Origin of the sequence: Flavobacterium sp. PS2, from assembly GCF_046250155.1 — a bacterium.
In the GTDB taxonomy this organism is placed as follows: domain Bacteria; phylum Bacteroidota; class Bacteroidia; order Flavobacteriales; family Flavobacteriaceae; genus Flavobacterium.
In genome coordinates this window covers 4,357,878-4,370,681 of the sequence record NZ_CP176426.1, presented here as the reverse complement: position 1 = coordinate 4,370,681, position 12,804 = coordinate 4,357,878, and the positions used below count along the sequence as shown (strand labels likewise).

Here is a 12,804-nt window from a genome sequence, read left to right as displayed (position 1 = left end):
ACACTCCTTTTACAAACACTTAATTTTAAAATAGTTATCTTTAAACGTTAACCACCAAAATTTCATTTATCATGATTAGAATGTATCACTACGCAACTGTATCCAAAGCTTTGGATCAATTAAACGAAAAAGGATTTACTTATGATTTTAATCTAAATGAAGATGTAATAAAGAAAAATCCTGAAAAATTTGAAATCGTACATGTGTATCGATACGAAGGAGAATCAGATCCAGGCGATGAAGCCGTGGTTTATGGAATAAAATCTACATCGGGCAAAAAAGGTGTTTACGTCGCTGGATTTTCAGCCAATTCCGATTCTGAAACCGCAAAAATCTTAAGTGATTTAAGCATCAGAGGAAGATAATTTTATTCAGGAGCTATTCCTGGTATCCGCTGTATCTTTTTCTGGCTAAAAAAAAGCCAGAAAAAGGATGCCGCTTCTATCAGGGCTAGGGATTTGGGTTTTCATCAGAATATCTAATCTCAAATTTCAACTAAATTAATATTTAGTCATTTTTCTTTTCTTTTAATCACCAGCACTAGCTCGCAATATCGTTAAGTTAAGCTTTCTGAACTAATACTTTTTCTCGCAAAGCCGCAAAAGCGCAAAGATTTTAGGCGTAAACTTGGCGGCTTGGCGACTTTGCGTGAGAATTATTCGGTACAGTATTTCCCACGCTAGCGCGAGCGTCCCGCTCGTGAACATTTATAAGGCAAGATTTTGATGACTATCTTAACACTGTAGTCACGAGCGGGACGCTCGCGCTAGCTAACAACTAAGATAATCAATATGGCGAATAATCCATTTTTGTCAAAACTCGATCTTCAATATTGCCTATTAAATCTCCAAATTTAGTACTCGTTTGTTTTTTAATTTCTATCCATTCTTTATCTGCTCGAAATTGTTCCCAAGCTTTCTTCATTGTAGCTTCATCAGTCCATTCCAAAAGATAAACGAATTCTGTTTTCTTATCTGATTTTGATTCCCAGATCGAAGAAATTTTAAAATTATATTTCTTCATAATCTCCATTGCATTATTTCTAAATCGATCATGAAAACCCTTTTTGTTATTTTCGAATATTTCATAAATACGTAGTTCATAAACTGGAGCTGCCTTACTGCCATCAGATACAGCAGTTGCATTTTGACATTTTACAACCGATGTTGTAATTAATAACAAAGTCAATAAAAGTAGTTTCATATCTAAAATTAAGGAATTCTATAAAATGCTTTAGAGACAATTCTCCAACCTTCAGAAAATTTATACAGCGTCAAATGATCTGTAAAAATTTTCTTTTTGTTCTTAGATACATTCATAACAACTGTTGCTGCATTTCCTGATACTATTACATTCAAATATTCACTTTCAGCCTTTATTATTGGTTTACCAGCATTTTGCTTACGTCCCTTTTCAATTCCTATTATCCATTCCTCCAATGCAACCGACACAACATCATTGTTATCTAATCGTAACATTTTAAAAGTAGGGTGAAAACCTTTTCGTATATCTTCAATTGGTCCTCCATTATGTATTCCGCCTATATAAGCACTTTCAACAATTGCTTTAATCGAATCCTCGTCTGCCTTGCTTTGTCCAAAATTTAGATTACTTACCAGAAGTAAAAAAAGTAACAGTTTAATTTTTCTCATAATTAATTCATTAAGTTCTATTTAGTCAATAAATTTCACAGATAAAAATAATAGATTTTAATATAAAAAAAACATTTCTTGATTTATATTATACTTATAACAACCAAGAAACCAATTAAGTAACCTATATCCATAAAAAAAGTCCATCATAAAATGATAGACTTTTAAGAATAACAACATAAATAAATTATGCTGTTGGTATTTTTAATTTCCAACCAACTTGTATTAGGTCAGGATTTTTAATCACATCTTTATTAGCTTCGTAAATTGCTTGCCATGAAACTCCATGTGCTTTTCCAATTTTTGATAAGGAATCACCACCTACAACAGTATAATCTGTTGTTGTTCCCTCAGCAACAGCAATATTCATAACAACATCTGCTGCTCTAAAATCAGGATCAATTTTTCCGTAAACAGCCCAAAGTTTTTCTTTGTCCTCAGCAGATTTTGCAGTTCCATCAACATACAAAACATTATCCTGCTCTCTTACTTGCAAATTAGCGATACCTAAATCAGTAGCTAAACTTGTTAATTCTCTGTATTTATCTTGTAAACTCATAAAATCTTTATTTAATAGTTAACTTGTTTTCAACTTTTTTAGGTTTCAATTCTTGTACACTTTTTATCAAAGCTGGTAATTGGTCTCTTTTAATATCACCTTTTAGTGTTACCACACCATCCAAAACTGTAGCAGTTACACCACTGTACGTTTTTACTACCTCGTTTATCGAAGTATTCAAAACACTATCGGCATTAATTACAACAGGCGCAGCAGTAGCTACAGGCTCAGGAGCAGCAATTTCGCAGTTATTCACTACCGATTTTACTCCTTTAATTCCTTTTGCAATAGCCTCACAGCTTTCTTTGCAAGCAGCATCTTTACAAACTCCCGAAATAGTAGCTATACCATCTTTTACTGTAACTTCCATTCCTGGCATGTCACCCATTTTTGCAGCAATCTCTTTTTGAATATCTGCATCTTTGGGACCACAAGCCACTAATAAAAAAGCTAAACTCATTCCTAACAAAATAGACTTAATTTTCATAATCATGTTTTTTTTAAAATTAATTAAACGATTTAAAGTTAACGAACAAAACAACAAAATATTACAAATTATCTTACAAATTAAATTTTAATCAATTACTAAAAGTCAAAGTATTGAATAACTCTAAAACTTTTAGTTATGCAACACCTATTTTCAGTAACTACGAGTATTTCCAACCTAAGAACCATTAATATTATTTCTTAAAAAATTGAATCCAATTTAGTTGTTATAAAATTCAGATTTAGCAAAAAATAGAAATTATTTATAAATATAATAGATTAAAACAACATTTACCAATTATATTTTATTCCAAATCAACTAATTATGTAAATGAAATCGAAAATTGTACAACATTACTTCCTTGTGTTGCAACTATATTAGCATCTAACCTTTTAAAGATTTTAAAATGAAAAACAGAAGCATATTACTCGCAATATTATTTAGTATCAGTTTATTTTCAGCTTCATGCAGTAGTGATGACAACGAAGGAGAAACACTGATACCTCTATCAGGAAAATGGGATCTTAGCAAAGTAGGTACTGTTGTTAGCGGAACAGAAACTTTGGTAGACGCTCCACAAAATCAAACAGGCTGTAATAAGGATTATCTTGAACTTAAACTTGATAATACTGCAACCGAAGGTGATTATGATTCTACAATTAGTGCTTGTGCATTAACAACTAGTGCTGGAATTTATTCCAGATCGCATAATAACTTAACAACAGTTATTGATGGCGAATCTAAAACTCAGGATATAGTAAACCTAACTCTTAGCGAGTTAAAACTAAAAGATGCAGCAGGAATCATAACTGTATATACTAGATAAAGACAATCGTTTTTATTAGTATTAACCTAAAACGGAAATAACTATTTAAAGTTATTTCCGTTTTTTATTTGAGTTGCATCAACTTCTAAATACTATAATTAAAAATAGTATTATTGTATTAAAATCAGCTCCATGAAATTAAAGTACATCTTATTCTTAGCATTCTTTTGCTTTTATAATTATTCTTATTCAAGTGAATTTAGACGCTTAAAAAAAGAAGCAATGGTTAATCAAGGGATTAAGGGTGCTGATATAATCTTTTATGGTGAACTAATTAAAATAGATACAATCAATAAAATCTCTACTTTCAGAATTTTAGAATTATTTAAAGGAAATTATAATTCCAAAATTATTAATGCTAAAAGTGACGAAACTGATTATCCCATATATCCTTTAAAAAAGGATTTATGGATAGTTTATGCACTATTCAATAAAGACAAGAAAACAATAACCCTAGATTTAAGATCTCCAACTCAAACAATGGAAATAGGGACTGGTTTTCTACCTCCGGTTCCAATTCATGGCATTTACGGCAAGAAAATCACTAAACTAGATTCTATTATTTGTGAAGTAGAAAACTTAAAAATAAGAAATGAAACACTTTCAGCTTTCTTTTATCAATTAGAACTGCTTAGAGCATACAAATCTTCTCAAAATATAATTTCAGAAAAAGAAAAAACAGAGCTAAAAATAGAAAGCTACAGCAAGTATATTATCATTTCTTTGATTGTCAATATACTATTATTTTCATTTTTAATCTTTATAATTCTGAAGAAAAAGATATTCATCAAATAAACAAAATACCCCTAAAAAAATAAACAAAAATCTTATCTTTGCTACCCAATAAACAAACTATGGAACAATTTGTAGTATCGGCTCGTAAGTATCGCCCGCAGACATTTAAGGATGTTGTGGGACAAAAAGCCATTACCAACACTTTACTTAATGCCATAGATAGTAATCATCTTGCTTCGGCTTTATTATTTACAGGACCACGTGGAGTTGGTAAAACGACTTGTGCTCGTATTCTTGCACGAAAAATAAATCAACCAGGTTATGATGATCCTAATGAAGATTTTGCATTTAATGTTTTCGAACTCGATGCAGCTTCAAACAACTCTGTAGACGATATTCGTAACTTGATTGATCAGGTTAGAATCCCGCCACAAACAGGACAATACAAAGTATATATTATTGATGAGGTGCATATGTTGTCATCAGCAGCTTTTAATGCTTTCTTAAAGACATTAGAAGAACCGCCTAAACATGCCATCTTTATATTAGCAACAACAGAGAAACATAAAATCATTCCGACGATTTTATCTCGTTGCCAGATTTTTGATTTCAAAAGAATTACCGTAAAAGATGCTAAAGAACATTTAGCTGAAGTTGCAACAAGTCAGGGTGTTGTTTTTGAAGACGATGCACTACATATTATTGCACAAAAAGCAGATGGCGCTATGCGTGATGCTTTATCAATTTTTGATAGAGTTGTTTCTTATTGTGGTACTAATTTAACACGTCAGGCAGTTACCGAAAACCTGAACGTTCTAGATTATGAAACCTATATTGCTATCACCGATTTTATCCTTGAAAATAAAATCCCTGAATTATTAATGGCATACAATGATATCCTAGCCAAAGGTTTTGATGGGCATCATTTTATTGCTGGTTTAGCATCACATTTTAGAGATTTATTGGTAAGCAAAACTCCTGCTACTTTATCACTTCTAGAAGTTGGTGAACAAGCACAACAAATGTATGGGGTACAATCTCAAAAAGCTTCTCAGGAATTTTTACTTAAAGGAATTAAAATTGCTAATGATTGTGATTTAAAATACAAATTGAGTCAAAACCAGCGTCTTTTGGTTGAACTTAGTTTAATGCAATTGGCCTCTATCAATTTTGATGGAGAAAAAAAAAAGTTGACCAATATATAATTCCGCCCACTTATTATAGAAATCCTACTTTCTCCATCACAGAAGTTAAACCTTCTGCCGAAAAGAAAGAACAAACTTCTGTACCCGTAACTCCCAATGTAGCTCCTGTACCTGCTGCTAAAGCAGAAACTGTAGCCCCACAGAAAGCACCTGTTGTACCAAGCACAACAATATCTGGTATTTCGGCATTTTCATTATCGAGTATTCGCAAGAAGAAAGAATTAGAAGAAAGCAGTAAATCTTACGTAAAGCCTACTACAGCTGATTTACCTACGGAAGATTTTACTGAAACTGAAATGTTATTGCAATGGAATAAGTATGCACAACGTTTAGGTGAAAAAGGATTTAAGATAATGGAATCGTTATTACTTATAAACGATCCTGTTTTAAACGGAACTTCTATTAGCATCGAATTACCTAATGAAGGTTCTAAACTTGATTTTGAGAAAGAAATGCACGGTATCTTAGGTCACTTAAGAGGTCATTTGCATAATCATGATATCACAATTAATGTAATTGTAAATGAAGCTTACGAAAGTAAAAGAAGCTATAATGACCAGGATCGTTACAACCGTTTATTAGAAATAAATCCAAACATTGAACTTTTAAAAACAACATTTGGATTAGATTTACAAGGGTAATTTTAAAAGAGGTTCAAAGGCTTTTTTTTAAGACTCTAAGGTTCTGAGACGCAAAGGTTCAAAGGTTTTATGCTAGGTTCTCAATCCCAATCCCGAAATATCGGGACGGGATAAATCATTTAAATCAGTGGCAAAAAAAATCACTTATTTTTTAATCCAAGATTGTAAACTTTAGTCAACCATTTTTCTCTTTGGTTATTATCAGATGTTTTTATAACTCCGATATAACTTACCTTAACTGGTGTTATACCACAAAACTCTAAAGTCGATTTCTTTAACTGATTCACACTTGGTCTTCCAAAAACCAATCTGTAATACCAGCCGGGCTGATCGAGAGTTGTAATAATATGAGCCGTTTTACCTTTTAGAAGTTTGTCCCACCAAACGGAATTTTCACGATACTGAAAAGCCATTCCAGGTAAAAAAAGACGATCAATAAACCCTTTGGTTATTGCTGGCAAACCTCCCCACCAAACTGGATGTATCCAAACCAAATGATCTGCTTTTTTTATTTTGTCCCAAGATTCTATTAAATCAGGTTCTAATTCGGTTCTTTTTTGATAACCAAATTTCAAATTAGGACTAAATTTTAAATCGGCAATTGTAATCGTTTCTACTTTAGCATCAGTTTTTAATGCTCCTTTTTTATAAGCTTCGACTAAAGCAAAATTAAAACTCGCTGGATTAGGATGTCCGTTTATAATTAGAATATTTTTCATGTTCTGCTAGCTTATTTTAAGATTGATTGTGTTATAACTATTTAATGCTTCATAAACTTCTTTTGATGAATGCATTTGATGACTAAAATAGATTCCGCCAGATAAAGTCTCACTTAACATCTTTTCGACATGTAAAACAGTAGAAAATGCAGTTAATTCGGCTTGACCTTTACTACTTTGTAAGCTAATCTTTTTTGTTTTAGCCTGAGTTTTAATAATAACTTCAAAAACAGTTTGATCTCCGTTTCCACTTGAACCAAACATCAATTGTCTTTCTTTTAAAGACATGATATTAAAAATCTTAAGCGACTGAAAATACCCCATTAAACTAGTAACAAATTTAGAGTTATAAGTCATCTTAACCGAAACCGTTGGTATCTTTTCTACCTGATTTAAAATAAACAAATCCGGAACATCCAGATTATAAGCTTGGCGTTTTCCTATCCCAAACTCAAAATTAAACTTCTCAGAATCTAAAAAGTGTTTTGCTTCCAGTGGTTTATTATTTTTATAAACGATAAATGGTTTGCAAACATTTTCGGCTAAAAAATTGGCGGAGCTTTTCCCTGCTAAATCTTTTACCGAATAATAGATATAAAGATTGGTTTCTTGAATTTTACGCTTATCAGGTTCCACAAAATCAATCAAACTACCTACAATTCCTCCCATCCAACCTGAGCTAAAAACAATACGACTATTTACGTTTTGCTTATTTGTTATAGCCAAATTATAAGCTACAGTTAAATCTGGAGTTGGTTTTGTAATATCAATATAATCGAGTTTGTTTTGTATTGCAAATTGTAAAACTGCATTGTTACTATCTTTAGTACACATTACTATCAAATCGATTTTATTGTGTGTAATCGAATCAAATGTTTTTGAGTTATTCACATCAATAACCAAATCATTAGCCGTATTTCCTAATTGACGGCTCCCTATAAATAGATTGTAATCAGGATTTCTTGCTTTAAGAATACGTAAAATAACTTTGCCTACTAATCCTGTTCCTCCAATTACTAAAATATTTTTTCTCATCATTACTATTGTTTTCAGCAAAATTAATGACGTAATACCTCTCAGTAACTAGACAAATGTCCTATAAAATAGCTTTTCTAATCCTGCTTAAATGTCTTGGCGTAACTCCTAAAAACGAAGCTAAATATTGTAACGGAATTAGCTGAATATAGTTAGGATGATTTTTAAAAAGTGTTTCGTATCGTTCTTTTCCTGTTAGTTTTTGAAAAGATAAAATGCGTTGTTCTAAGTTTATATATTGCATTTCGGCTATTATTCGCCCTACTTTTTGCCAATATATACTATTCTCATAAAGGTGTTCAATACTGGAGTGACTTATCACTTCAAGCTCAGTATCAAATAATGCCTGGATATTCTCTTCGGTTGGTTTTTGGGTAATAAAACTAGCAAAAGCAGACATAAATTCATTCTCGAATGTAATGCAGTTTGTGATTTCTTCTCCTTCGTTATTGATATAAAAAGAGCGCAAAGCACCCGATTTTATCAGAACTATCTCTTTGGATATTTGACTTTCCTGAATTAAAAAATCTCCTTTTTTTAATTTCCTCTTGGTAATTAAACCATCTAATTTGTCTAATTCATCCGAAGGTAAAATCTGAAGAGATTGAAATATTGATTTCATTATGTTTTATTATGGGTAAAGTAAAGCGGAAAGAATTGTGAGGTTTTATGAATCGATTGCTTTTTCGGCTGAGATAAAAATATTTTCGATTCTTTTATCTGGAATCAACCATAATAACGCTACTATAAAATAACAAGCTCCAGAAATCCATTCGTTATAAAAAGAACTAATGATACCTATAGCATACAAAACCATAGAAGCTTTTCCTTTTAAATCTTTACCTAATGTTTTGGCTAAAGCCGAACTTTTACCTTCGCTGGAAACAATAATTTTTTGCAGAATAACATAAGCAATTGCAGACAATAGTAATGTAAAACCATATAAAGTCATTGCAGGTTTGGCAAAATTATGCTCTCCCATCCAGCCTGTAGAAACAGGAACTAATGAAAGCCAAAAAAGTAAATGCAAATTTGCCCAAAGAATTTTAGCATTGACTTTGGTGAGTCCGTGTAGCAAATAATGATGATTATTCCAGTAAATACCGATGTAGATAAAACTTAAAATATAACTGATAAATTTAGAAAAAAGAGGCATTAAATCCTTAAAACTTTCTCCGTGGGGAACTTTAATTTCAAGAACCATTATGGTAATTATAATTGCCAAAACACCATCGCTAAAAGCCTCTAATCTCGTTTTATTCATCTATTATATTATAAAATCAACCACAAATTACACAAATTTTCACAAATTTTTTATTCCTATTATAAAAAACAATTCGTGCTAATTCGTGAAATTCGTGGCAAAAAAAATTAAATTTTACCGTAATACATTGCTTTTACAATACCATCAGAAAGACCTATTTTAGGAACATAAATTTGTCTTGCTCCACTCCATTTCATTGCATTAAGATAAATTCTTGTTGCAGGAATGATAACATCGGCACGATCGGGATTAAGTCCTAATTCGGCTATTCTCTGATCATAGCTAAGAGAATTTAAGAAAGCATATTGCGAATTCATATAGATATATGACAACGGTTTCTCTTGTTGTTTCCCCGACATTTTAAACAATTTATTGATGTTTCCTCCTGATCCTATAAGGGTTACTTCCTCATATTCTTCAGTATTTATTCTGATCCATTTTTCTATTTCATCCCAAACTACATCGCAAACCATACCGTTTAATAATCGTACTGTTCCTGCTTTAAATGATCTTGAAGTTACCATTTTCCCGTTAGAGAATAATGTAAACTCTGTACTTCCACCACCAACATCAACAAAAAGATATGTCTGGTCTGTTTTTAATAAATGATGTAAATCTGTAGAAGCAATAATGGCTGCTTCTTTTTTCCCATCGATAATCTCAATTTTTATATCCGCTTTTTTCTTGATGATTGCCACCACTTCTTTTCCGTTATAAGCTTCTCTCATTGCCGATGTAGCAAATGCCATATAACGTTCTACTTTATGTACTTTCATTAAAAGATTGAATGCCTTCATTGCATCACACATTCTTTCAATATTTTCTTCAGATATTTCTCCAACTGTAAAGGCATCTTGACCTAAACGAATTGGAACACGAACCAGGGAACTTTTATTAAATTGAGGTTCCTTACCCTCTTGTTCTACCACATTGACAATCAACAATCGCATGGCATTTGATCCAATATCGATTGCTCCATATTTTGTTATTTTAATCATTCTCGCTTATGATTTGAAATTAAGTATCTTGATATAAAAGCAGTGTTTATTAGGTTTTACACAACTTCTTCTATAGCATTTACTTTGTTTTGGTAATATTTGTATGTTTCTAATTGTGCTCTAAATATGGCGTGGTGATTTCTCGCTTTGTATTTATTATCCAGTTTATAAGAATGAAAACGCACTTTTACATTCCCTTTCCAGGCAATATTAAAGTTATCTATTAACTCGTTTTTTATTGCCTGATCATAAATTGGACAAGTTACCTCCACTCTTCCGTCTAGATTTCTGGTCATAAAATCGGCTGATGAAATATACACTTCAGTCAATCCGGCATTACCAAAAATATAAACTCTGGAATGTTCTAAGTAATTATCGACAATGCTTATGGCTTCGATATTCTCACTCATTCCCGGAATTCCCGGAATTAAGGAACAAATTCCTCTTACTTGCAATTGTACTTTTACTCCTGCATTACTCGCTTCGTATAATTTATCTATCATTTTAAAGTCAGACAAACTATTCATTTTAAGCTTAATATACGTTTTACGTCCAGCCAAAGCATGTAGAATTTCTCTATCGATTAATTTTACAAATTTTGACCTTGTATAATGTGGCGATACTATTAAATGCTTATAACGATGTACTCTATAATTGATATCAAAGAATTCAAATATCTTGGAGATATCTTTTAGGATTTGCTGATGACTCGTAAACAATGTTACATCGGTATAAATTTTAGCCGTTGATTCATTGAAATTTCCTGTCGAAATAAACCCGTATCTTTTGGTTTTATCCTCATCAACTCTTTCGATTACACATATTTTACTGTGTACTTTTAGTCCTTTTATTCCAAAAATAAGTTCTATTCCTTCTGTTTGCATTTGCTCTGCATACGAAATATTCGAAGCTTCATCAAATCGGGCTTGCAACTCTATTTGTACAGTTACTTTTTTTCCGTTTTTGGCAGCATTAATTAATGAACTAATAATTTGGGAATTCTTTGCTAAACGATATAATGTAATCTTGATTGATGTAACTTTTGGATCTAAAGCTGCTTCACGTAAAAACTTTGTTACATATGAAAATGACTGATATGGTGCATTTAGCAAATAATCTTTTTTACCGATTTTTTCCAGAATACTTCCTTCCATACTCAATCCCGGAATTGGTAATGGTACATTTGTTTTGTATAACAAATCATATCTCCCCAGATTAGGAAAATTCATATAATCACGTCGGTTATGATATCTTCCTCCAGGAATAATACTATCTGTAGAGATGATTTTCATTTTTTCGAGAAAAAACTGCAACGTATCTGGTTCTATCAATTGGTCATAAATAAAACGAACTGGTTCTCCTATTCGTCTATCTTTAACTGATGTTGCTATTTTTTCGAGCATACTTTTACTCAAATCACTATCGATATCTAATTGGGCATCGCGAGTAATTTTTATCATATGTGCCGAAACACTTTTATAATCAAAAATGGTAAAAATGCTACTAAGATTATGTCGGATAACATCATCTATCAAGATAATATAGTGTTTATCGTCATGCGAAGGTAAAACTACAAATCGATTAATGGTTTTTGGTATTTCGATTACTGCATATCGCACTTCGGCGGTATGATTCATCTCTAAACGCACTGCCAAATAACCCAGAGTATCTTTTAAAACAGGAAATTCGGCTAAATCATTTAATATAATTGTAACGAGTTCCGGACTTAATTTTTCAATAAAAAAGTTCTTTAAGAACTCTTCCTGATCTTTTGTAATTTCATTTTCAGTAATTATAAAGATATTCTCTGTTTCCAGTTCTGTTTCGATATTACTTAATATCCTCAAGCTCTCAGATTGTTGCTGAATCACGATCTCTGTAATATCTTTCACCAATTGTTGGGCAGATATTCCGCCCAAATATTTTTCGCCAGAAATCCCTGAAAGACTTAGTCTTCGAATGGCTGCATAACGAACTCTAAAAAATTCATCTAAATTATTCGAAAAAATTCCTAAAAAACGTAATCTGTCTAAAAGTGGTACTGTAATATCGGCTGCTTCCTGTAATACTCTTGCATTAAAAGCCAACCAACTTTTTTCTCGGTCTATATATTTTTGTTCGTACACTGTATTCATTTTAAATCTTTGGGGAAAATGGTTTTGAGAGTTCTGCCTTTATCTAATTTGTCCCAACTTTCTGTATCAAACTGTAATGATACAAAACCTGATGTGGGAACATTATCTATAAAAACATCCCCAAATTTATTAACAAAATTTGTAATAGCCTCGTTATGTCCGAAAAGAATAACACTTTCGAAAGCATTATTACATGATTTGATAACCTTTTCCAATTGTTTCTCATCAAATGTATAAAGATCATCCTTATAAATGATGCTTTCTATAGGGTATGAAATATTTTGTGCAAAAATAAGTGCTGTTTCTACTGCTCTAGCGGCAGTGCTGCTCCATATTAAATAGGTCTTAGGAAGAAATTTTGAAATACTAGCTGAAACGTCATGAGCATCATGAATTCCTTTTTTTACCAAAGGTCTGTCAAAATCTTTTAAAGGTGCTTCCCAACTTGATTTTGCATGTCTGATCAATATTAAATTTTTCATATTACGGATACTATTTGTTTATATGGAATATAACCTTTTGCTTTTTTACTGTATTTACTCTTTGCT

17 protein-coding genes are annotated in these 12,804 nt (G+C 31.7%); 5 read left to right on the top strand and 12 right to left on the bottom strand.

Features of this window, described 5'->3' with window-relative positions:
* The first annotated feature begins 71 nt into the window (after positions 1-71).
* Complete coding sequence (locus ACJ6WR_RS19265; RefSeq protein WP_039116360.1) at positions 72-365, top strand: hypothetical protein; 294 nt, start codon at positions 72-74, stop codon at positions 363-365.
* 421 nt (positions 366-786) lie between these two features.
* On the opposite strand, the gene ACJ6WR_RS19260 is transcribed toward ACJ6WR_RS19265, so the two are convergent.
* The 4 genes from ACJ6WR_RS19260 to ACJ6WR_RS19245 form a co-directional block, all read right to left on the bottom strand.
* Entirely contained in the window at positions 787-1,203 is a 417-nt protein-coding gene (locus ACJ6WR_RS19260) for an NIPSNAP family protein (protein ID WP_409416160.1), read from the bottom strand.
* 8 nt (positions 1,204-1,211) lie between these two features.
* A complete protein-coding gene (locus tag ACJ6WR_RS19255) occupies positions 1,212-1,652 on the bottom strand; it encodes a nuclear transport factor 2 family protein (protein WP_409416159.1) in 441 nt (146 codons plus the stop codon).
* A 187-nt stretch (positions 1,653-1,839) separates the two neighbouring features.
* Positions 1,840-2,211: a LysM peptidoglycan-binding domain-containing protein gene (locus ACJ6WR_RS19250; RefSeq protein WP_039119312.1), complete on the bottom strand. Its 372-nt coding sequence runs from the start codon at positions 2,209-2,211 to the stop codon at positions 1,840-1,842.
* Between the two features lie 7 nt (positions 2,212-2,218).
* Positions 2,219-2,698: a BON domain-containing protein gene (locus ACJ6WR_RS19245; RefSeq protein ID WP_086896426.1), complete on the bottom strand. Its 480-nt coding sequence runs from the start codon at positions 2,696-2,698 to the stop codon at positions 2,219-2,221.
* Positions 2,699-3,104: 406 nt separating this feature from the next.
* Here ACJ6WR_RS19245 and ACJ6WR_RS19240 point away from each other — a divergent pair, with 406 nt between their 5' ends.
* The 3 genes from ACJ6WR_RS19240 (at position 3,105) to dnaX (ending at position 5,464) form a co-directional block, all read left to right on the top strand.
* Positions 3,105-3,524, top strand: a complete 420-nt coding sequence (locus tag ACJ6WR_RS19240; protein ID WP_409416158.1) for a lipocalin family protein — start codon at positions 3,105-3,107, stop codon at positions 3,522-3,524.
* 132 nt (positions 3,525-3,656) lie between these two features.
* Complete coding sequence (locus ACJ6WR_RS19235) at positions 3,657-4,319, top strand: hypothetical protein (RefSeq protein ID WP_409416157.1); 663 nt, start codon at positions 3,657-3,659, stop codon at positions 4,317-4,319.
* Between the two features lie 59 nt (positions 4,320-4,378).
* Complete coding sequence (gene dnaX, locus ACJ6WR_RS19230; RefSeq protein WP_409416156.1) at positions 4,379-5,464, top strand: DNA polymerase III subunit gamma/tau; 1,086 nt, start codon at positions 4,379-4,381, stop codon at positions 5,462-5,464.
* Between the two features lie 13 nt (positions 5,465-5,477).
* Here dnaX and ACJ6WR_RS19225 read toward each other — a convergent pair whose 3' ends face one another.
* The gene (locus ACJ6WR_RS19225; RefSeq protein WP_409416155.1) at positions 5,478-5,675 is read right to left on the bottom strand and encodes a hypothetical protein; all 198 of its coding nucleotides are present in this window, start codon (positions 5,673-5,675) and stop codon (positions 5,478-5,480) included.
* An 85-nt stretch (positions 5,676-5,760) separates the two neighbouring features.
* Here ACJ6WR_RS19225 and ACJ6WR_RS19220 point away from each other — a divergent pair, with 85 nt between their 5' ends.
* Complete coding sequence (locus ACJ6WR_RS19220; RefSeq protein WP_082001868.1) at positions 5,761-6,105, top strand: DNA polymerase III; 345 nt, start codon at positions 5,761-5,763, stop codon at positions 6,103-6,105.
* 140 nt (positions 6,106-6,245) lie between these two features.
* On the opposite strand, the gene ACJ6WR_RS19215 is transcribed toward ACJ6WR_RS19220, so the two are convergent.
* The 7 genes from ACJ6WR_RS19215 to ACJ6WR_RS19185 form a co-directional block, all read right to left on the bottom strand.
* On the bottom strand, positions 6,246-6,824 hold the full coding sequence (locus ACJ6WR_RS19215) for an NAD(P)H-dependent oxidoreductase (protein WP_039116351.1): 579 nt from the start codon (positions 6,822-6,824) through the stop codon (positions 6,246-6,248).
* A 6-nt stretch (positions 6,825-6,830) separates the two neighbouring features.
* Entirely contained in the window at positions 6,831-7,862 is a 1,032-nt protein-coding gene (locus tag ACJ6WR_RS19210; RefSeq protein ID WP_409416154.1) for a saccharopine dehydrogenase, read from the bottom strand.
* Positions 7,863-7,920: 58 nt separating this feature from the next.
* Positions 7,921-8,481, bottom strand: coding sequence for a Crp/Fnr family transcriptional regulator (locus tag ACJ6WR_RS19205; RefSeq protein ID WP_409416153.1), 561 nt, complete (start codon positions 8,479-8,481; stop codon positions 7,921-7,923).
* Between the two features lie 45 nt (positions 8,482-8,526).
* Entirely contained in the window at positions 8,527-9,123 is a 597-nt protein-coding gene (locus ACJ6WR_RS19200) for a TMEM175 family protein (RefSeq protein ID WP_409416152.1), read from the bottom strand.
* Positions 9,124-9,230: 107 nt separating this feature from the next.
* Complete coding sequence (locus ACJ6WR_RS19195; protein WP_409416151.1) at positions 9,231-10,121, bottom strand: Ppx/GppA phosphatase family protein; 891 nt, start codon at positions 10,119-10,121, stop codon at positions 9,231-9,233.
* A 56-nt stretch (positions 10,122-10,177) separates the two neighbouring features.
* Entirely contained in the window at positions 10,178-12,256 is a 2,079-nt protein-coding gene (ppk1, locus tag ACJ6WR_RS19190) for a polyphosphate kinase 1 (protein ID WP_086896183.1), read from the bottom strand.
* A complete protein-coding gene (locus tag ACJ6WR_RS19185) occupies positions 12,253-12,738 on the bottom strand; it encodes a SixA phosphatase family protein (RefSeq protein WP_409416150.1) in 486 nt (161 codons plus the stop codon). Before ACJ6WR_RS19185 ends, ppk1 begins: the two co-directional genes overlap by 4 nt.
* Between the last annotated feature and the right edge of the window lie 66 nt (positions 12,739-12,804).

Bases quoted from the DNA above. Each gene is read 5' to 3' on its own strand.
- ACJ6WR_RS19220 (WP_082001868.1), top strand. From the start codon at position 5,761: ATGTTATTGCAATGGAATAAGTATGCACAACGTTTAGGTGAAAAAGGA.
- ACJ6WR_RS19250 (WP_039119312.1), bottom strand. From the start codon at position 2,211: ATGAGTTTACAAGATAAATACAGAGAATTAACAAGTTTAGCTACTGAT.
- ACJ6WR_RS19215 (WP_039116351.1), bottom strand. From the start codon at position 6,824: ATGAAAAATATTCTAATTATAAACGGACATCCTAATCCAGCGAGTTTT.
- ACJ6WR_RS19200 (WP_409416152.1), bottom strand. From the start codon at position 9,123: ATGAATAAAACGAGATTAGAGGCTTTTAGCGATGGTGTTTTGGCAATT.
- ACJ6WR_RS19235 (WP_409416157.1), top strand. From the start codon at position 3,657: ATGAAATTAAAGTACATCTTATTCTTAGCATTCTTTTGCTTTTATAAT.
- ACJ6WR_RS19195 (WP_409416151.1), bottom strand. From the start codon at position 10,121: ATGATTAAAATAACAAAATATGGAGCAATCGATATTGGATCAAATGCC.
- ACJ6WR_RS19265 (WP_039116360.1), top strand. From the start codon at position 72: ATGATTAGAATGTATCACTACGCAACTGTATCCAAAGCTTTGGATCAA.
- ACJ6WR_RS19260 (WP_409416160.1), bottom strand. From the start codon at position 1,203: ATGAAACTACTTTTATTGACTTTGTTATTAATTACAACATCGGTTGTA.
- ppk1 (WP_086896183.1), bottom strand. From the start codon at position 12,256: ATGAATACAGTGTACGAACAAAAATATATAGACCGAGAAAAAAGTTGG.
- ACJ6WR_RS19210 (WP_409416154.1), bottom strand. From the start codon at position 7,862: ATGATGAGAAAAAATATTTTAGTAATTGGAGGAACAGGATTAGTAGGC.
- ACJ6WR_RS19245 (WP_086896426.1), bottom strand. From the start codon at position 2,698: ATGAAAATTAAGTCTATTTTGTTAGGAATGAGTTTAGCTTTTTTATTA.
- ACJ6WR_RS19240 (WP_409416158.1), top strand. From the start codon at position 3,105: ATGAAAAACAGAAGCATATTACTCGCAATATTATTTAGTATCAGTTTA.
- ACJ6WR_RS19205 (WP_409416153.1), bottom strand. From the start codon at position 8,481: ATGAAATCAATATTTCAATCTCTTCAGATTTTACCTTCGGATGAATTA.
- dnaX (WP_409416156.1), top strand. From the start codon at position 4,379: ATGGAACAATTTGTAGTATCGGCTCGTAAGTATCGCCCGCAGACATTT.
- ACJ6WR_RS19255 (WP_409416159.1), bottom strand. From the start codon at position 1,652: ATGAGAAAAATTAAACTGTTACTTTTTTTACTTCTGGTAAGTAATCTA.
- ACJ6WR_RS19185 (WP_409416150.1), bottom strand. From the start codon at position 12,738: ATGAAAAATTTAATATTGATCAGACATGCAAAATCAAGTTGGGAAGCA.